12 protein-coding genes are annotated in these 20,086 nt (G+C 51.1%); 8 read left to right on the top strand and 4 right to left on the bottom strand.

Features of this window, described 5'->3' with window-relative positions; genetic code table 11:
- A partial coding sequence (locus tag OHL19_RS14235) for a hypothetical protein (protein ID WP_263358363.1) occupies positions 1 to 214 on the bottom strand: 214 nt, incomplete at its 3' end.
- A 481-nt stretch (positions 215 to 695) separates the two neighbouring features.
- Here OHL19_RS14235 and OHL19_RS14230 point away from each other — a divergent pair.
- Positions 696 to 2,450: an FAD-dependent oxidoreductase gene (locus tag OHL19_RS14230; RefSeq protein ID WP_263358362.1), complete on the top strand. Its 1,755-nt coding sequence runs from the start codon at positions 696 to 698 to the stop codon at positions 2,448 to 2,450.
- 1 nt (position 2,451) lies between these two features.
- Here OHL19_RS14230 and OHL19_RS14225 read toward each other — a convergent pair whose 3' ends face one another.
- Both OHL19_RS14225 and OHL19_RS14220 read right to left on the bottom strand, forming a co-directional pair.
- Positions 2,452 to 3,837, bottom strand: coding sequence for a sensor histidine kinase (locus OHL19_RS14225; protein WP_263358361.1), 1,386 nt, complete (start codon positions 3,835 to 3,837; stop codon positions 2,452 to 2,454).
- Between the two features lie 89 nt (positions 3,838 to 3,926).
- A complete protein-coding gene (locus OHL19_RS14220; protein WP_263358387.1) occupies positions 3,927 to 4,622 on the bottom strand; it encodes a response regulator transcription factor in 696 nt (231 codons plus the stop codon).
- 347 nt (positions 4,623 to 4,969) lie between these two features.
- Between OHL19_RS14220 and OHL19_RS14215 the strand changes: the two genes are divergently transcribed.
- The 6 genes from OHL19_RS14215 (at position 4,970) to OHL19_RS14190 (ending at position 14,837) form a co-directional block, all read left to right on the top strand.
- Positions 4,970 to 7,825, top strand: coding sequence for a TonB-dependent receptor (locus OHL19_RS14215; protein ID WP_263358360.1), 2,856 nt, complete (start codon positions 4,970 to 4,972; stop codon positions 7,823 to 7,825).
- A 131-nt stretch (positions 7,826 to 7,956) separates the two neighbouring features.
- The gene (locus OHL19_RS14210) at positions 7,957 to 8,967 is read left to right on the top strand and encodes a YncE family protein (protein ID WP_263358359.1); all 1,011 of its coding nucleotides are present in this window, start codon (positions 7,957 to 7,959) and stop codon (positions 8,965 to 8,967) included.
- 80 nt (positions 8,968 to 9,047) lie between these two features.
- On the top strand, positions 9,048 to 10,349 hold the full coding sequence (locus OHL19_RS14205) for a histidine-type phosphatase (RefSeq protein ID WP_263358358.1): 1,302 nt from the start codon (positions 9,048 to 9,050) through the stop codon (positions 10,347 to 10,349).
- A gap of 317 nt (positions 10,350 to 10,666) precedes the next feature.
- Entirely contained in the window at positions 10,667 to 11,932 is a 1,266-nt protein-coding gene (locus OHL19_RS14200) for a cupin domain-containing protein (RefSeq protein WP_263358357.1), read from the top strand.
- A gap of 96 nt (positions 11,933 to 12,028) precedes the next feature.
- Positions 12,029 to 13,543 carry a multicopper oxidase family protein gene (locus tag OHL19_RS14195; protein WP_263358356.1) on the top strand — a complete coding sequence of 505 codons (1,515 nt, stop codon included), beginning with the start codon at positions 12,029 to 12,031 and terminating at the stop codon, positions 13,541 to 13,543.
- Between the two features lie 259 nt (positions 13,544 to 13,802).
- Entirely contained in the window at positions 13,803 to 14,837 is a 1,035-nt protein-coding gene (locus OHL19_RS14190) for a sigma-54 interaction domain-containing protein (RefSeq protein ID WP_263358355.1), read from the top strand.
- A 106-nt stretch (positions 14,838 to 14,943) separates the two neighbouring features.
- Here the strand turns inward: OHL19_RS14190 and OHL19_RS14185 are convergent, their stop codons facing one another.
- The gene (locus OHL19_RS14185) at positions 14,944 to 16,407 is read right to left on the bottom strand and encodes a hypothetical protein (protein ID WP_263358354.1); all 1,464 of its coding nucleotides are present in this window, start codon (positions 16,405 to 16,407) and stop codon (positions 14,944 to 14,946) included.
- Positions 16,408 to 16,696: 289 nt separating this feature from the next.
- Between OHL19_RS14185 and OHL19_RS14180 the strand changes: the two genes are divergently transcribed.
- Positions 16,697 to 20,035, top strand: coding sequence for a TonB-dependent receptor (locus OHL19_RS14180; protein ID WP_263358353.1), 3,339 nt, complete (start codon positions 16,697 to 16,699; stop codon positions 20,033 to 20,035).
- Positions 20,036 to 20,086 lie beyond the last annotated feature (51 nt).

The raw sequence follows: 20,086 nt of genomic DNA, 5'->3' as shown, positions 1-20,086 counted from the left end.
CGATAGGTGAGTCAAGATGATGAGACATGCTTTTCCCCTTTATGTTGATGGAATCTGATTGGGATTCGCTTTGAATTGACAGAGCCGAAGCGGTCCGGGACAAACCGATTCCCGCCGCGACAATTGCGCCGCGGATAAGAGCTTTCCGACGCGATATATATTCGATTCCGTTTGTATTTGCTTCAGGAATATCCGCTTTTTTGATTGATCGCATAGTGCTGTCACCTCTTTGTTTAACGTTCCAGAGATCTGCGAACATCGTGGATTGAGCCAGGGAACAGATATACAGGAAGTTCGCATTGGGACTGGGCACTTCTCAAGAAAGAGTATAGGGAGGGGACCCTCAGGATTTTGAATTTCTCTGGAGAAAGGTACCGACCTGCTCGCCGAAGGTTCCAGACCTGGAGAACGTGCGCAATACCGATGTGAGATAGTACTCCAGAAATATCGTTTGAGGAAAGAAACGTTGCACGTAGAGGATATCCATCTTAGGTGCAGGATTAATGCACGATTCTCAACCGTCTTTATGACAACTCAGCGGCCTATCAACGCCTGGCTGGCGATAGCAGGCATACGAGTTCATTCGTGTTCAGCGGAAGGGGATGACGCTGAACACGAGTCCTCTAATGGGATTTTCTCAGCGAGATCAGTAGCGACTATGTTTTCATAGGTAAGAGATAAGGGGATCCAACGCCATGATCTACGACGCTGAGAGCAAGAACACTGCATGGAACAATCCAGACTTTCGGCCCGACCTCGCCTTTGCGAAACTTACGGAGGAGATGATCGTACGGCTGGGCGCCTATGGTCAGGAAGAAACCTTTCCGGCAGGCGTACCGTTGTTCACCTGGGGCGAGCGGCAGATAGACATGTTCGTGGTGCTCGAAGGACAGATCGATGTCTCTCTGCGCCTCGTAAATGGTGATTCCAAGGTTATAGCGAATCATAGGAGGCTGGACTTCTCCGGCGAGTTTAATCTTCTGACCTCACAGGGATCACTCGTAGAAGCACGAACAGTTCAAGAGAGCCGTCTTCTTCGCGTACCACGCAGAGAGCTCTCGAAACTCATGCGTGCGGAAGGTGATATCGCAAATCTCGTCACCTCAGCAGTTGCTTGGCGTCGTATTGGCATGCTTGGCGAGGAAAACGCGGGCATTACATTGAGGGGGCTTGCCAACGATGCCGAGGTTACAGTAATCCAACGCTTTCTTGTTCGTAACAGCTATCCGCACAGGATTGTGGAGGTGCATGCTGAGGAAGGCCCGCTGCTGAATGATGGCCTATCCAATCCTGAATCCACTCTGCCAGAGGCGATTCTTTTTGATGGCCGCATCTTGCATCGGCCCACCATCACACAGCTTGCGGATGAACTGGGCATTACTGAACTGCCTGATCCAGAGATGATCTACGACGTGACAGTTGTCGGTGCTGGCCCTTCGGGCCTCGCTGCTGCTGTCTATGCTGCGTCGGAGGGGCTCTGCACCATCGTTATTGAAAGTACAGCTTCAGGCGGACAAGCAGGCACAAGCTCCAAAATCGAAAACTACCTTGGTTTCCCAACAGGAATCTCCGGCCAGCGGCTTGCAAACCGTGCCCAGTTGCAGGCGTTGAAGTTTGGAGTACGCATCGCGATCTCCAGGCAGACCATCACTGCGGAGCAGAGCAATGGCATCCACAAGCTGACACTTGCGGGCGGCATTCCAGTCTATTCAAGATCTGTTGTTGTGGCCTCGGGAGCACAATATCGCAAGCTTTCGGTAGATAACTACAGCCAGTATGAAAACTGCGGGATCTTTTACGCGGCAACCGCGATGGAGTCAATGTTTTGCCGCGAAAAAGAGATTGTTGTCGTAGGCGGGGGCAACTCAGCCGGGCAGGCTGCTTTATTTCTATCGGGCATCGCAAAACATGTACACCACATCATTCGCGGTAAATCGCTGGCAAGCACGATGTCGCAGTATCTTATTTCTCGCCTCGAAAGCTCGTCACGCATCTCGCTTTATACTCAAGCAGAAATTGTGAAGCTCGAAGGAGATCCTTATCTCGAATACGTCACCTGGACTAATCGAGAAACAGGTGAGTCCATCGTGAAGCCAATTGGGACTGTATTCGTTATGATCGGTGCCGAACCAAACTCGGGATGGCTCTTTGGTACAGTACGGCTGGATAAGAAGGGTTTCATTCTCACAGGCGGTACAGACGGCTTCGAGAGCACGCCCTACGCCACAAGCTTACCCGGAATGTTTGCCGTAGGAGACGTTCGTTCCAATTCCGTAAAACGCGTAGCGTCTGCTGTTGGCGAAGGTTCCGTTGTCATCGCGGATGTCCATCGCTATCTAGCGGATCATCGCAACAATTTTCCAGCTGAACCAAACTCAGCTCTTGCGGCACTCCGATCCGTAAACGCTGCGACTACCCCTGAAGACGCGGCGCCTTCACATCGTTTATAGGTCAAAGAGTTAAACTTTTGGGAAGCGATTTGATCATGTCCAAAACAGCAGGTTTCAGTGCAGATACCTCATTACCGACACGGGGCAGACACATCTGAAATCGCGATCCATGCCCAGGCACGCTATCGACGATGATGTGTGTTTTATGTTGATCCGCGATCCACTCGGCGAGTGTAAGTCCTAAACCGGCGCCAACGCTTTGTTCGGATGTATCGCCCTTTACCCTGTAGAACCGATTGAAAATGTGCTTTTGATGCTCAGGCGCTATACCGATACCGTCATCAATAACAGCCAGGGTAGCGGATGACACATTCATCACCGCTTCGATTGTGATGGAGCCGTTCGCTGCAGTAAATTTGCAGCTATTATCAAGCCAGATCCGCAAAATCCGCAGTAACGACAGGCGATCTCCGAGTACAAAAACAGCTTCCTGGTTTGTAGTCGAATGCTGGAAATTAGTGTAGAGGTTGATCGAGAGTCGCTCGGTGATCGGTCTCCATTCCTGTGCTATTTCTGCAATTATCACCTGAAGATCGATCGGCGTGAGGCGAAAAATTTCTGTGCCGGCTTCTGCGCGGGCAAGTGTTAATAAGTTATCGACAAGGACCGACATCTCGATCGAGCTCTGGTGCATATGTTCCAGTATCTCTCGATATTCGCCTACTTCTCGTGGCCGCAAAAGGGCGATCTCGGCTTCTGTGCGAATGCGCGCGAGTGGAGTGCGAAGTTCGTGAGAGGCATTCGCCGTGAAGTCTTTAACGCTGCGAAATCCAGCGTCGATGCGTGCCAACATATTGTTCAGAGTGATGGAAAGAAAGGAGAGCTCATCCTTGGTGGTAGATACAGGCAGGCGAGTATCGAGATTTTTGTCGGAGATTCGACGTGCCTCTTGCGCTATACGATTTACAGGGGCAAGCGCCTTGCGACTCATGAGATGACCTCCCGCCGCCGCTACCACTACGACGATTGGTGTAAGTAGAAGGAGGCAGATGCCGAAATTATGGAGAAGGATACGGGGCTTGTTCATCGAGATGCCCGTCTCTACGGTATATCTTTGATCATTGATAAACAGAGCGATGGAAAGTGCCCGTACTGGGTGACCGCCTAGAATGAATTCAGATAAATCTCCTGTTGCAGGATGGTCGTGTGTGAAAGACAACGGCACATTAAAGTAAGCCATGCGGGATGAACGATAAATCCATTGGCCATTTTGATCCCTAATCTGAAGCCATTTTCCTTCATCGCGATCACGATATACCGACTCAAAGTGTTCCTGAGCTTTGTCGAGTGTGAAGTGCGGGCCGAGATGCTGAATCTCGATGCGAACATCATCTACTCTCTCCTGCAGGTCCTGATGGATGGTGGCATCGATCGTACGACGGAGCATCCACCAACTCGTCAGACTTAGCAGGAGCGCAGCACTCACAAACATTACGAAGTACCACAGAGTAAGCTTCAAGCGTATCGGGAGAGACTTCACGAGGGGAGTCCTTTTTGCAGCTGCATTTCTTCAGACCTGGCCTCGAAGAAGGTGGTTTGCAAACGATAACCAACGCCACGCACAGTGTGAAGTAATTTGTGTTTGTAAGGGGCGTCAAGTTTACTGCGAAGCGCATTTACCAGCACATCGAGCGTATTGGGTGTAACTGTTTGATCCTGCCCCCAGATTGCCTCCGTGAGTTCCTGCCTGGTCGTAGGCGCTCCGTCGTGATCGTTCAAAGAGGCCAGCAGCAGGTATTCGGAGCGAGTCAGGCGGATAACTTCTCCATCGCGTTGCGCTGTAAGTCGTATGGGATCGAGTAACAAGGCAGGTGTTGCACTCGTTGGACGCGAAGACCTGGTGAGCCCTTCCAATCTAACAAGCAGTTCCCGGAACGAAAATGGTTTGGTTAGATAGTCATCGACGCCGAGATCAAATCCGCGAATGATATCGTCCTCGGCGTCGCGTGCTGTCAGCATGATGATCGGAGCAGATTTCTTCTGTTTGCGCAGGGCGATCGCAACACTGTAACCGTCTCGTCCAGGCAGGCCGATATCGAGAACCATTGCGTCAAAGTCAAAGTTGATCGCAAGCTCCAACCCAGCGTCCCCGTCGGATGCGGGCATAGCGGTGTGGCCCGAATCGCGTAGACCTTGGCAGAGAAGCTCCAGCATTCGCGGGTCATCTTCGATAATTAGAATGCGCAGGGAACCCTCACATCGCCGCCAGGTGGAGGAGCAGGCCGTTGCAGGACATGCTGCAGGACATGCCTATCAATCTAATTCACACTGTAAATACAATGAGTTCAGGTTGGAAGCCATGATTCGATCGATTGGCCTGTACTGGAATATTATTCACGACATTTTCATGGTGGTGGGCTCTTAGCTTCAGATAGACGATTTCTACCTTAGAAATTATTTATCGTTTCGTGAACAGAGGTTTACAGCCATAGCTAAAGCTTGCAACAGATCACGCTCAACCGAAGCAGCCTTTTGTACTCTCGGAAAATGAGCGCAGTTTGATCGGGAGACTATTCAGCATGAAATTGCGCGTTCTATCGCTCTTATCTCTTTTCTTGCTCTTTGTTTGTATTCCATCGCTGCTTCACTCCGCGGAGGTCGATAAGTCAGTCGATGGCGAGAATGGCAGCATCAGCGGCGTCGTGAAAGATACATCCGGAGCTGCTCTTCAAGGAGCGCAGATAGCACTGCAGCCTACATCGGCGACAGCAGTATCGGATGCCCAGGGAAACTTCTCAATTCAGAATGTAAAACCTGGCAGTTACACCCTGACCGTGTCTTATATCGGTTTTGGTAACTCGGTTTCGTCTGTAGTTGTGGCCCAAGGCCAGAACGTTCAGTTGAATACTACGATGAATGTTGGGTCCAATAGTCAGCAAGTGGTGGTGAATGGAGATGTGGTCGGAGATGCAGCAGCGATCAACGAGCAGCGCACATCCGAAAACATTCTGAACGTAGAAACGGACGTGCAGATTCAAAGCCTGCCGAACCAGAACGTCGCGGATGCTTTGGGCCGCTTGCCGGGAGTGACGTTGCAGCGCAATGAGGGCGAGGGCCAGTATGTACAGATCCGCGGCACTGAACCTAGGCTGAGCAACACAACGATCGATGGAGTGATTGTGCCCGGCCCTGATCCTGCGGTTCGTCAGGTAGATCTCGATACAATTCCGGCAGGTCTGGTAGGCTCCGTAGCAATCAACAAGACACTCTCTGCAAGCCAGGATGGAGACGCAATTGGTGGCTCTGTAGATCTACGCATCAAGCAGGCGACTACAGACAAACCAACTATTTCGATCCAGGGCATCGATGGTTATACGCCAATTGCAAACGGTCGTAAATCATTCGCGATTAATTCCACGGCAGGTTTTCGTTTTGGTCCTAGCGAAAGCCATGGTCCTGGCAAGCGGTTTGGCCTGATGCTTGGCTATAGTTATGACGCCAATGAGCGCGGCATTGACGATGTTGAGCCCGTTCCTGGTATCTCACCTTTAACGGGTGAGAAGACCTTTGGTTCGGAGGATATTCAGCAGTATCTCTATGATCGAACGCGTTACGGATTTGCCGGTGCTCTTGACTACAAGCTGAATGAGAACTCCGACTTGTATGTGCATGGACTATTTTCTAACTTCAGAGACTACGGTCAGAAATATGCTTACCAATTAACAGTAGAGGACAACCCAAAATTCAAGACGAGTATTCGTCGCCCTAATCTGCAGATCGAAGATCTGGCTATTGGTGGTAACCAGGTCTTTAATCATTCTTTTCTCAGGTATCAGATCGCAATTGCGCACTCTCGTTTTGGAGGAGCCGCAGGCAACCCCGGCGCGGAGTTTAAGGTCGCAAAGCACAGCGCGATTGGTGATGATTGCGAGTATGTGCCCGGGCCTAGTCAATATCGGCCTCAATTTAGCTGCGCCGTAGCAGGAAACGAGATCTACGATCCAACTAAATATTTTTTGGATACGATTGATCTTACCTTCGGGCAGGCTACGCAGCTTAACCTGCAGGCAGGTGGGGCTATGGGCATTAACTACCATCTTGGATCGCACGCGTCGACGCTTGAATTCGGTGGGCAATTTCGCAATGAGCATAAGGGGCAGGATGCCTACTCTCCTGAGTATGATTCCTCGAACGGCACGCCTATGACCCAGTATCTAAGCTCTTTTGTGAACAACCATTTTTATGATGGAAGTTATCATCTGGGGCCTGTCACCAACTTTGCCGCGATTGCCGGAGATCTTGCTGCTAACCCAGAAAATTTTAGCCTGGACGAAGGGACGACTCACCTGCAGTCGGATGCAGCCAACTATAACCTGCAAGAACGGGTCTCTGCAGGCTACATCATGAATACGATCGAGTTTGGCCGCTTTCATCTGCAAACAGGTCTGCGCTTTGAGGGGACTCAAACCTCAAACACCGGTTATCTCGTGGTAAATGATGCAAACGGAAATTATGTGTCGACAACGCCGCAGCATGGAAGTGGATCCTATGTAAATCCGTTACCAAGTGCGCAGCTTCGCTATAAGATTGACGCTAACTCCGATATCCGTGCAGTCTACGGAAGAGGTATGTCCCGTCCTGATCCATATCAACTTGTTTCTTACGTTACAGAGGATCAGTCCACCAATCCCTACACGATCGGCATCGGTAATCCATCCCTGGTAGCCGAACATGCGAACGACTACGATCTACTCTATGAGCGATATCTTCCATCCGTAGGCATGATCGAGGCCGGTTATTTCTACAAGCAGATTACGCGTCCCATCTTTAGCCGGCAATCGATCATCCCCGCAACGGGATCTCCCTTATCGCAGGCCTATGCTGGGGATCTAGTTTTACAGGAAGTCAATGGCGATCACGCCTATGTGCAAGGTGTTGAGTTAGCGTATCAACAGCATTTGAGGTTCCTTCCAGGTGTTCTGAGCGGGGCGCGGATCAACGCCAACTTTACTTACACATCCTCAAAGAACTATAACCTCCCAGGTCGCAGTGATAATCCGGCACTGGTAGGACAAGCTCCCTATTCATGGAATATCGCGCCAGCATATGCAACCAAACGCGCCCTGATTACTGTGGCAGCTTCTCATAACGGGTCAAACATATATGTCTATCAATATCAGCAGACAGGGCAATCGATAGCTCAGCTTGGGGTTACTGGTCCTACCGGAGATAACTACTTTTATGCCCATACTCAGATCGATGCCCAGGCGACTTACTATATCGGCAAAGGATTCACTGTTCTGGCTTCAGGGCTAAACATGAACAACGAAGTCTTCGGTTTCTTCAACGGTAGCCCACAGTACCTTACTCAGCGTGAATATTACAAGCCGACATATCAGGGTGGAATTCGCTGGAACCTTCATCACAGTGAGTAAGAAATAACTACGATGAAAGCCGTAATTGAGGCTTTCATCGTAGCCTCACTTAGCGGATGAAGCAGATATCATCCATTGTTATTCCCAATGGCCATAGGTCTACATGATCTCATGTGACCTGGAGGTATTTTGTGATTAGAAATTCAGTGATCGCTGTTTGTATAGCAGTTTGTGGAATCGGTCTTATTCAGATCCATGCAGAATCGCCAATCACTCTTCAACGCACTATTCCACTAACTGGCGTAAAAGGGAAATTCGACCACTTTGCTGTAGACGAAGCTGGACATCGTTTATTCGCGGCGGCTACTGGCAACAAGACAGTAGAAGTGGTAGACCTGGCCACAGGAACGAAGCTGCAGAGCATTGCAGGCCTGGGCAAACCTCATGGACTCGCATGGGTGGCTCAGAAAGGTCTTCTGTTTGTTGCCGATGGAGAGAAGGCAGAGTTGAACGTTTTTAAAGGTTCTCCACTCAAGCTGATCAGGTCTATCAAGCTTTCCGATGATGCGGACGATCTTGTTTACGATAATGCCACTAATGTTCTATATGTCGGACACGGTGGAAGTGATACTGCGAATCCGGCATCTGTCGCCATCATTGATGGAGAAAGTCTTTCGCTGATTGCAAACATAGCCGTTGCTGCACATCCCGAAGCACTGGAACTTGATGAGACAGGGCATCGCGTTTTTGTAAACATCAGTGATGCCGGACAAGTCGTGGTAATCGATGGCAGGAGTCATGCAGTTGTAAACAAGTGGCAGCTAAATGGCGCTAAAGGAAATACTCCACTCGCTTACGATGTAGCGGATGATCTCTTGCTCGTTGGTTGCCGGACGCCTGCCAAGCTTCTGGTGTTGAATGGGAAGACCGGAAAGGAAATCGCAAGCGCTCCATCGGATACCGGTGCGGATGATCTATTTTATGAACCAGCGACACATCGCGCTTATTTGATTACGGGTTCCGGGGCAGTGGATACCTTTGCTGTCTCAGCCGACGGAAAGCTGGAAGCACTTGCTGTAACCGGGACTGTCGCTGGAGCGAAAACAGGTTTGCTTGTTCCTTCGCAGCGGTCACTCTATATCGGCATTCCCGGTACGACATTTCCTGCTGAAGTGCGCGTATATCAAACCGGCGCACGATGATATCAATTGACCGCTGCTTTAGTTAGATAAATTGCCGTAAAGCTGTCCGGTAGAGTCTATGTGTTTCAAGGAGATGTGATTTGAAAAAGATACTGCTATGCCTGTTTTATTTATGCTTCATCCTGGCGGGCTATAAGCTATCCAATGCGCAGGTGAAGACTAGCCCTGATGAGCATCTTAAATTTGTGCTTATTCTCACGCGTCATGGTGTTCGTTCTCCAACCTGGGCAAATACACGCCTGGATGAATATGCGAAGGATCCGTGGCCGGTATGGCCCGTGGCTCCTGGCCTTCTTACAGCGCACGGAAAAATGTTGATGACCCAGTTTGGTAGTTATTATCGTGCTTCATTTGAGGCAAAAGGTTTATTGTCTTCGGAGGGATGTGCCGATGCAAAGGCAGTCTTTATCTATGCAGATACAGATCAGCGTACTTTGGAAACAGGCCGAGGTCTTGCGGATGGATTGTTATCGGGCTGTACGGTCGATATTCATTCGGCAGCCCTTGGAACGCAGGATGCAACATTTCATCCAGGAGGGAGAATTGGCAAGCCAGATCCTCAACTTGCCTACTCCGCGGTTGCAGGACGAATGGGCGGCGATGCTGCAGCACTGCTGCCGGCTTATCAAATGTCATTAGAGGCGATGCAGCAGATACTCATTGGGTGCACTGCGCATGATTGCAAACCTGAGGGCAAGAAAGATCTGCTTGGAATTCCTGCATCCATGATGCAGGGAAGTGGCGATCATTTGACGGATATCAAGGGGCCACTAACCACTGCGGCGACTTTCGCTGAAGATTTTCAGCTGGAGTATCTGGAGGGGATGCCAACTACAAATGTGGGTTGGGGCCGTGTGGATGAAGACAAGATGCGAGCCTTCATGGCACTGCATGCTGCTTCATCGGAGTTGATTCAGCGCACACCGTATGTCGCACGTGTAAAAGCCTCGAATCTTCTCAATCATATATTGAGAACACTGGAGCAGGCAGAAGATGGAACGCCAGTCACAGGCGCGATTGGCACTCCTGGCGATAAGCTGACACTCCTCGTAGGACATGACACAAACATTGCAAATGTTGCCGCGTTACTTGACCTTCATTGGCTGATAAATGGCTATCAACGGGACGATGCAGCACCTGGAGGTGCCCTGGTTTTTGAGCTTTGGCAGAGAGCTGGTCAGGGAGATTTCGTCAAAGCTTACTACACTGTACAGACTCCGAATCAGATGCGGAGCGGTTTGCCGCTGTCGCTCGTTGCGCCCCCGAGCAAGGCGTCCTTATTTTTACCAGCGTGCAGTCGAGCACGAGAGGACGCTCCCTGTGCTTGGAAAGATTTTCAAGTCGTTGTCACAAAGTCTATTGATAGTAGCTTTGTGCAGTGAGTTATCAGAATGTTCTCAAAGGTAACTTAATCGATGAGCGATTTACCTCCGCTCTATTTACGGGATAGTTTGGATTCAATATTAAACAGAAGAGAACTCTGCCATAGTTCGATGTAACTTCCAAATGGCTGAAGCCGTGTGCCTTCGGCGCCCAGTGGCTGTGAGCAGCCTCTTCTTCCTGGGCTGATGGACCACAATAGCTGTTGTCACGATTCTATGGGCGGATATATATAAAGAGATAGTTGTCATTTCCGTTCTGTATCGCTACTGTCAGAATCGTTTCACATGCCATTTATTCCTTATGACGAAAGGTTGCGATGATGAATGACCGTACAGACGATTTAATCTCTCTGGAGCATCCAAACCGCCGCAGCTTTCTAGGGCTAAGTTCTGCAGCGCTGGCCACAGCTGCATTCGCAGGCCTGACTGCTCATGCCCAAGAAAAAGTAAGCACTCAGAAAGCCGAGCAGGATCACTCGTCCAGTGATCCAGGACAGGAGAACAAGGGGCTTTTGGCCCTGAACCCAAACTCTAATACTCCGCCGCCAACCGATCATGGCGATGTTATGCCGATGTGGTATTCCTTCGATCTCGTCAAGAAGCGTGTCGAAGAGGGTGGTTGGACCCACGAAGTGACTGAGCGCGTGCTGCCCTCTTCAAAAGACATCGCGGGCGTAAACATGCGCCTCACCGCCGGCAGTTATCGTGAGATGCACTGGCATACAGCGGACGAATGGGCGTACGTTCTTTATGGCAAGGCCCGCGTTACCGTGATGCAGCCCGATGGAAATATGTTCATCGGCGACGTGGAGGAGGGTGATCTCTGGATTTTTCCGGCTGGACATCCGCACTCTATCCAGGGTCTTGGTCCCGACGGAACGGAGTTCCTGCTCGTATTTAATCAGGGTGGCTTCTCTGAGGATGGAACGATGCTCCTCTCTGAGTGGCTCGCTCATACTCCGCCCGAGGTTCTTGCGAAGAATACTGGATTGGATGCAGACGCGTTCGCCAATGCTCCAAAGGCGCCGCTCTACATTTTTCCGGGGAAAGAACCGGGTTCGCTTGCTGCGGACAAGGCAGAAATCGGTGGAGAATCGGTCGCGGCTCACAGCCAGTACACCTTCCATCTCAAATCTATGGCGCCAACGAAATCCAGTAAGGGCGGGGAAGTACGCATCGTAGATTCGAAAAACTTCCCGGTCTCAAAACATATCGCAGCTGCGCTGGTTACGGTGAAGCCAGGTGGTATGCGCGAGATGCATTGGCATCCGCATGACTCAGAGTGGCAGTTCTATATTGCGGGGAAGGGCCGCATGACCGTTTTTTTCCCGGTCGACAATGCTCGCACGATGGACTTCAATGCCAATGATGTGGGTTATGTTCCCAATAACGCACCACATTACATCGAAAACACCGGCGACACGGACCTCGTGTTTCTTGAGACATTCGCCACGGATGAGTTCCAGGATATATCGCTGAACCAATGGCTAAGGCGTGTTCCGAGCGAGATGCTCAAAGCGCACCTGAACATCGACAAAGCACAAGTGATGAAGATTCCCTCAGAGAATCAAGGGGTCATCTAAGTGTTGTCGTTATCAGGCACGAGCTGCATGTACGAGTCCAGTCATGTGGCTCTCCGATTGCGCAGTCCAATGCTATTCAATTTCGGAAAGGGTACGATGAAAACACGTTCGCTCGGACGCGCCCTGAGAACCTTAGGGTTATTCGCATGCGCTTTTGCGCTTGCTGGCGAGATTCTATCGGCTCAGGCTGCATTGCCTCCAATTGGAGTACCGTTACCCAAACCTCCTGATGTGCGAACGCCATTGGTGTTGAGTGCGGTGAACGATCCAGTCTCGGGGCGCGGAGCGTTCTCTTTCGAGGGCAGGGAAGTCCCTCCAGTTATTCGCGTATCGCCCGGTCAAAAACTCCGTATAACGTATTTGAATCGTATGCGAGCTTCATCGGGCGAAGTTTGCGTAGACGGTCCATGCATGAACATGAGTAATCTTCATTTTCACGGGCTGCATGTTTCTCCCGAATCTCCGCAAGACGATGTCATATCGATGATGGCAATGCCTGGCGAATCGCTTCGCTACACGGTGGATATACCGCTCAATCAGCCGTCGGGGCTTTATTGGTACCATACTCACCCTCACGGTGAGAGCTATCAGCAGGATCTTGATGGAATGTCAGGGGCCATCGTTGTCGAAGGCATCGAGCGGTATGTTCCTGAACTCCGCGGACTCAAAGAACAAATACTGATCCTGCGCGACGCTGAGCTTCATCAAGGCGATGAAGCTTCGAAGCGCCTCACAGCAGCAGTTGATATTTCGCAAACTACTTGTGGAGAAGCAACCGGAGATCCCGGAAGAATCTTTACGGTCAATGGAGCAGTGCGGCCGAAGATAGCAATTGCACCCGGCGAGAAACAGTTTTGGCGCATTGTTAATGCCTCTCCTGATCTCTATGCAGATCTCATGATCGACTCAGAAGACATGATCACAGTGGCACTCGATGGAATGCCTCTCGGTTATCACAATCCCGATCGCCCTACTGAGTCGGCGCAGCATGTTTTATTAGCTCCAGCAGGGCGACTTGAAGTGATTGTGACCGGTTCTACCTCTGGTGCGAAGGCGTCCCTCCGAAGCCTTTGCGTAAACACAGGCCCAGACGGAGACCCGAATCCAGCGATGGTGATTGCGGATCTGGACCCTGCCGGGCGGCAGGATGCACCAACGCGCAGCAAACATGGAGCGGCAGATTCTCAGAAGGCTGTTTATAGACATCTTTCCTCCCAGGCCGTAAAGGACTTGGAGAAGCGCGATGCTGCTTTCGTCGTGAATTTCACAGAAGACAAAAATGGCTTCTACATCAATAACAAGAAGTACCAACCATCCGATGATCCTATGGTGACTGTTAAGACGGGCAGCTATGTCCATTGGCAGGTGGTGAATCGCACACACGAGGTCCATCCTTTTCATATCCATCAAGTGCACTTTCTTGTTTATGGAAACGATGGAACGTCTATCAGCAACCCGAAATGGATGGATACAGTTAATTTAGAGCCGGGCCAATCTCTCGACCTCATTATGGATTTTATGGATCCAATCATTCGGGGTATCTCCGTCTTCCATTGCCATCTGCTCAAGCATGAAGATAAAGGCATGATGGCGAAGATTCGCTTTGAGTGAGATGTTTCGTCTCCCAACCTTCGTCTCCGTACTCGCGGGCTTATGAGGGTTGAAGACCTGGCTCCAACCTCTGTGTTTGCATGAGGATCATCTATACAAAGTGATGATTGGCAACCTCTTCTGGCCGAGCTACGATGACGCTGTAGCTGGGAGTAATGGTATTGGCCGAGCAATCCAAACCGTTTGTCGTAGCTGTCGTGGATTATGTAAGAGTCAGTGAATCGGCTCGTGATCTGATCACACCGGCAAGGATAAAAATATGTTCTCGAATAATCTAATCGGTTCAAGCAATACATTTCGCAGCGTGATAGAAGACATAGATATGGTAGCCCCACTGAACTGCGCCATCTTGATTCAAGGAGAGACCGGCACAGGGAAGGAGGTTGTGGCGAGAGCAGTTCATGACAACGGTTCGAGGCGTAATAAGCCATTCGTTGCGATCAACTGCGCTGCAATCCCATCTACGCTGCTTGAGAGCGAGTTGTTCGGACATGAGAAAGGGGCTTTCACCGGTGCGGTCGAACGGACGATTGGCCGGTTCCAGACGGCTCATGGAGGGACGTTATTTCTCGACGAGATTGGTGATATGCCACTGGAATTGCAGCCGAAGCTCTTACGCGTTCTCCAGGAGCAGCAGTTCGAGCGGGTCGGCAGCAGCCGAACAACACAAGTTGATGTGCGAATTATTGCTGCTACAAATCTTCATCTTCAACAAATGGTCGAGGAGAAGTCCTTTAGAGCGGATCTCTACTACCGATTGAGCGTCTTTCCTATCGCACTTCCGCCTCTCAGACAACGCAAAGGCGATATCCCATTGCTGGTTCGTTGTTTCGTCAATCGGTTTAATGAACGGCTTGGAAGGCATGTGATCCATATTCCAAACGAGCTTATCGAGCGGTTGACCGAGTACCATTGGCCTGGCAATATTCGCGAACTTCAGAACTTTGTGGAACGCGCATTGATCACATCTTCCGGCGATGTTCTCACTCCACGCGAGAGGGATCTCAGGTTCATCGCCCCTGTCCCTCAAACAAGAGATGTCGTTACACTTGCCGATGCGGAAAGAGCCCATATTCATCGAACTCTCCATGAAACCAATTGGACCATCGGCGGCAGTAATGGAGCCGCCGCGAAGCTTGGGATACCACGCACAACTTTGATCTCACGCATGGAAAAGCTTGGATTTTCCAAGTCGCCGAGGCGATCTACGGTGGACACAAATGTCCTGCCGGACATTTTCTCTCCGGAATCTCACAATCGGTCGCTTGCGCTTAGTGGCGTTCTTCAATCCTGATGAGATTGAAGACGAAGGTATAGGGCACAATCTATCTCAAGAAGCACTGTAGGCTTTTTCCCAAGCTGCGATCTTCCTATTGCAAAAGTGAATGTGTCGATACGGTTTAGGGGAGACCTATTCGTTCCAGGATTAATTGCGGGGCCGATGCATTTGTAGCAATATTGGCGGCGCCTACAATCATTTCGAATGACTGAAGGCCACCATGAGCTATTTTTGCACGTTGTAGCGTTGGCATCATCAGCGATGGGGTGAGCAGGAAGGTAGTTGCTGCTTCGGTGCCGGCGGTGTTCAGTCCGCCAACGATCAGGACATGCCCTGTAGACGTGAGATTCGGCACATAGGCGATGAGACCGTAGGTGCGATTCTCGTCCGCAGTGCCATAGAGGGTGTTCTCCCCGGCCCGTGGATGTAAGTTGAGTATTCCGGATGGTGTGTTAGAACCCGGATTGATGCTGAAATGAAAGTTCATGTGAGGTTGAAATAGTTGGATCCAAGGATTGGCTTCGGTAGAACCGATTAAAATAGCGTTCCCGGTTCGGAGGTCGTCCATGCGCAGGTCTCGTGCATATCGGATCACCATGCGTTCGGGTACGACTTCATCCAATTGAGCTATGTGAGCGACAAAAGCCAGATCGACTACGCTGGTATAACGCCGACCACCGAGTTTGAGGATCTCGGGAGCGCCCGAATCTCCTTCCGTTTTGACATCGGTTCGATAACTTCCATTGACATAGCTCGAGATGGGGACCGGGCGCGCGGTAAGTCTTTGCATGATGATCAGGCCATCGTCCGAAGGCACGATGAAGGTGTCTCGATCGTTGCTGAATATCTGGGACCATAGGCCAATCGATGCAGCTTCAGAGGGTGGAGGAAATGCGCGCTTAAGGAATGGCAGCGGTCGCAAAGCGGTGCCACCCAGCCCCAGAAGGATACCGATACAGAGTGCGAGAACTACTCCGTATTTGCGAAGGACCGCACCGAATGCGATGTGCCAGGGAAGTATCGCGGGTGCCTCAACAGTTGGAGACAGAGTCAGAGGGTGTGCTTCTAATTCTGGTATAGAGGAAGCGTCTGAGGTTATATCTGCGTCGTCATTTATCTGCGGAAGGATGGGCCGTGGAAGATTCAGATTCTTCGTTGGTGATTCTGGTTCTGATCTAACAACGGAGAATGATGGAGTGTATCCACCACGAGGAATCTCGAGCCGTAGTGATTCCTCTTTACCCTCAGTGGCGAAGTACTCTCCGATTCGTTTACGCAGGTTTCTCGCGTAACTGCGAACGATATTATCGTCATTCGCATCGTAGCCTTCGGCTCTTCCGAATACTAGAATTCCGATTTGTTGCTCTGTAATCTCGTCAGTGCGATCGTGGATGTGGCGATCAACAATATAGAGCAGAAAGTCGGTAAGAAGACGTGAACGTCCCAGGCTGCCACTAGCTGCAATTCGTTGCGCAAGTTGCCAGCGGGGATCCTTCGCATGCAAGGCCGCGTCGGTGGTAAGTGCGACTTTCGTGTCTGGAACAATGCCCGCGACGATCTTTGGTGATGACTCCAAGGTTTGCATGGCGGGATTCAAACTCGCTTCTTGAATAAAGTGTAAGGTGCTTTGATGAATGCTGGGTAAATCAAAGCATTTGCCGCTATCGTACACATGTATGCACACGCAAAACACAGAACATTTTTTGTTGATTCTACAGACGATAGCTTGGCCACAATGTGTCAATTTATCTACACAAGGAAAACCCCTACCGCCCGGATAGCCTCCACCGAATACTCGAATTCATCAGGACTGCAGGTGAGTCTCTTTTTCGCACTTGTGCGAAACCTCAGGCCAAAAGAAAAAAGGAGATGGGATGAAAGCGCTGTTGTTGGAGATGCCAAAAGAACTTAAGAAGATTATGAGCCGTCGAATACGAAGGTACTTTGCTCTTCATTGTGGATTGCTATTCATACTGGCCCTTGCAGGTGGTTCGAATTTGTTGGGCCAGGGTATTACGGGATCTATTACGGGTGCGGTAACCGATGCGAGTGGAGCCACGATATCCGGAGCAACTGTAACGATTCGTCAGATCGATACGAACGCGATCCATACCGTAACCAGTTCCGACGTTGGGTCCTATACCGTTACACAACTGCCCCCAGGCATGTATAGCCTCCGAGTGGAGAAGACTGGATTTGAAGTCTTTCAGAAGGACAGTTTCACGCTTGCAATCGATCAGGTGGCGAAGATCGATGCCAAGCTAACCGTCGGATCGAACCAGCAAACGGTGACCGTGACTGGAGAAGATCCTGTCATCCAGACCGAGACCTCCTCTGTAGGGCTGGTCGTTGACAGTGCCACCATCCAGAACACTCCGCTGAATGGCCACGTGAGCATTCTCGGCCTCATTAACCTTGTACCCGGCGTGCAGGACGTCGCTGCCCAGGATCAAGTGCCGGTCCGTGGTGTGACACTTGCTTTTGGTACGAACCAACGCAACTCCTATGGAGACGTCGGCTTTACTCTCGACGGCGTTACCAATGAGGAGATCGAACTGCAGCGTGGAGAAGGCGAAGTGCCACCGCTCGACGCACTGGCCGAGTTCAAGGTCATTACGCAGGGTGCACCCGCAGAGTTTAATCAACCTAACCAGGTCATTATTGTGAGTGCCAGCGGTGGCAATGCGTTGCATGGCGAAGCGTTGGAGTTCAATCGGAGCCGCGGGACGGGGGCAAAGCCTTACTTCTTTGGTGCGGCTCCTGCTGCCCCAGCACGGCCTCCCTACCAGCGCAACGAATACAGTGGGAACCTTAGCGGGCCTATCTATATCCCTCATCTTTACAACGGCAGAGACAGGTCTTTCTTTTTTGCCAGCTACGAGGGATTCCATCTTACCCAATCCAATCCCCTTACCAGCACCCAGCCTACGACAGCCGAGCGTAATGGAGACTTCAGTTGCTTTTTGGCTGGAGGTAGCTGCGCCACGCCTTCAGCACCAAACACGGTCATCATCAATCCTCTGACAAAGCAGCCGTTCCCTGGAAACAAGATTAATGTTCCTTTCAACCTGGTCGACGTTCAGTTGCAGAACCTGCTGCTTCCTCAGTCGACGACGCAGACGACGGGCGTCAACACCTTCGAGCTGGTTCCACACACTACCGAAGTTACGCGCTTCAATTTACGGCTCGATCATAAGGTCAACGATCGCGATCAGATTAGGGCAACGTGGCTTCGAGCGTACTATGGACCATTTGCAGACGTAGCTACCCAGGGCAGCGGGTCCAGTCTTGTTGGAGGCGTAGCGCGCGATGGTGAACATAACGACATCTTTGTCGCTGGGTGGACTCATACGTTCTCACCCACCCTGTTGCTCGACAGCTATATTTCTTACCTGCACTTACCGCTTTATCGCGATGCGCAGAACTACAAGACCGATTTCTCGTCGATAATCCCCGGCTTGGGACCTCAACTGCTCGAAGGCGCGCCGTCACTGAACATTACCAACATCACAGCCTTCAGCGAAGCCGGCTCCAAGAATCTTGAGCAGACGTATCAAGGCAATACCGCGCTCACCAAGGTTCTTCCGAAGCACACTATCAAAGCTGGCGCCTCTTATCTATACAACGATTCCTGGCAAGACAGCTCGCAATCGCATGGCGCCTTCACCTTTACAGGGCGGTACACGGGCATTGCTTACGCTGACTTTTTGCTTGGGTTCCCAAACACGACGGCCAATGCGACTCCGCATGACTACGTAGTGCGATTCAATTCGAGCCAGTATGGCATCTACATCCAGGATGATTGGAAGCCGCTGCCCAAGCTGACGATCAACTATGGCATTCGGTATGATCTGCAACGTTTCCACGACAACCCGTATGGTACGGAATCGCTCTTCGTGCCTAGCATTGGTAAAGTTGTCGTCTTCGCGAAGGCGTATCCTGCTGGGAGCAACGCTGCTTACATTCCGGATACGGTGCTTGCGCCGACGGTGGGCTTACCGACCAGCATGTTCGCTTATCTAGGTCAGCCAATGACGAATATCGCACCGCGTTTCGGCTTTGCCTATCAGCTTTTTCCGAAGACGGTCATCCGCGGCGCTGTGGGCCAGTACTACAACCTGCTGCCCTCGTCTTATGTAGACGGCGGATTCAGCAACCTGCCGTTTGTCAGCAGTCTCTCGTATACAAACAGCACATCGCCGACGCTTACGATGAATGCGCCCTTTGCTGCAAATCCCTCAGTTGCAGCCAATCCTACGACGATTGCTGAGCACAAGCCAATTACGCCCTACACCGAGCAGTACAACCTCGCGATTGAGCAACAATTGCCAGGCGCAATTGATCTGCGCATTGGTTACGTAGGCCAGCGCACCATCCACCAGAACAATCACGGCGGCACCGGCAATACAGAACCGGACATCAACTATGCGGCGCCTGGAGCAACCGTGGAGCAATCGCGTCGGCCATTCCAGCCCTTTTCGACGATTATGGATACCTTTGATCCCCTGTATCACACGACGGGCAACTCGTTGCAGGTCGGTCTGCACAAGCAGTATAAACACGGCTTGATGGTGAATGCCGAGTACCAGTGGATACGCGTGTTAGGTATTGAAAACCATCAGAATCCGACAGCGATCGGCGACTCTTATGGTCCGATCTCCAGCATCACACCGCAGACACTTGAGGTCAGCTACGCCTATGAGCTGCCGTTCGGCAGGAACAAGATACTGTTCAGCAAGGCGAATGAATTCACAAACAAAATCATCAGTGGATGGCAGTTGGCTGGTCTCACATCATTCCAGACAGGCCAGCCGTTTTCCGTCACATATACCGCACCTGGCAGCCAGGTGTACGGTGCGTCGGGGCGCGCAGACCGCGTTCCTGGAGTAGCAATCTATCCGTCTCACAAGACCAACGCGGAGTGGTTCAACCCGGCAGCATTCGCTGCACCTGCTCCTTACACGTTCGGTAACTCGGGCTACGACATGCTCCGCGGACCGAACTACCAGAACTGGGATATGAACATCGAGAAGAACACTTCTATCGGTGAACGTTATAAGCTGCAGCTCCGTGGTGAGGTCTTCAATATCGCCAACCATCCGAACTTCGGAGTCCCAAGCTCGGCCATATCCAACCCTGCCTCCGTTGGGGTTATCTCATCGGTGGTCAACGAAGCTCGAACCATCGAGTTCGCCGCCAAATTCAACTTCTAACGAAAGCATTGCAGGAAGCGAGGAGTCCGTCTGTCAGATCCCGAATATGGT

Source organism: Acidicapsa ligni, assembly GCF_025685655.1.
In the GTDB taxonomy this organism is placed as follows: domain Bacteria; phylum Acidobacteriota; class Terriglobia; order Terriglobales; family Acidobacteriaceae; genus Acidicapsa; species Acidicapsa ligni.
The sequence above is the reverse complement of the archived record's forward strand: the minus strand, read 5'-3'. Positions and strand labels throughout refer to the sequence as shown.

Excerpts from the sequence above, each read along its gene's own strand:
- OHL19_RS14185 (WP_263358354.1), bottom strand. The coding sequence starts at position 16,407 with ATGCAAACCTTGGAGTCATCACCAAAGATCGTCGCGGGCATTGTTCCA.
- OHL19_RS14225 (WP_263358361.1), bottom strand. The coding sequence starts at position 3,837 with ATGCTCCGTCGTACGATCGATGCCACCATCCATCAGGACCTGCAGGAG.
- OHL19_RS14215 (WP_263358360.1), top strand. The coding sequence starts at position 4,970 with ATGAAATTGCGCGTTCTATCGCTCTTATCTCTTTTCTTGCTCTTTGTT.
- OHL19_RS14180 (WP_263358353.1), top strand. The coding sequence starts at position 16,697 with ATGAAAGCGCTGTTGTTGGAGATGCCAAAAGAACTTAAGAAGATTATG.
- OHL19_RS14230 (WP_263358362.1), top strand. The coding sequence starts at position 696 with ATGATCTACGACGCTGAGAGCAAGAACACTGCATGGAACAATCCAGAC.
- OHL19_RS14195 (WP_263358356.1), top strand. The coding sequence starts at position 12,029 with ATGAAAACACGTTCGCTCGGACGCGCCCTGAGAACCTTAGGGTTATTC.
- OHL19_RS14200 (WP_263358357.1), top strand. The coding sequence starts at position 10,667 with ATGATGAATGACCGTACAGACGATTTAATCTCTCTGGAGCATCCAAAC.
- OHL19_RS14190 (WP_263358355.1), top strand. The coding sequence starts at position 13,803 with ATGTTCTCGAATAATCTAATCGGTTCAAGCAATACATTTCGCAGCGTG.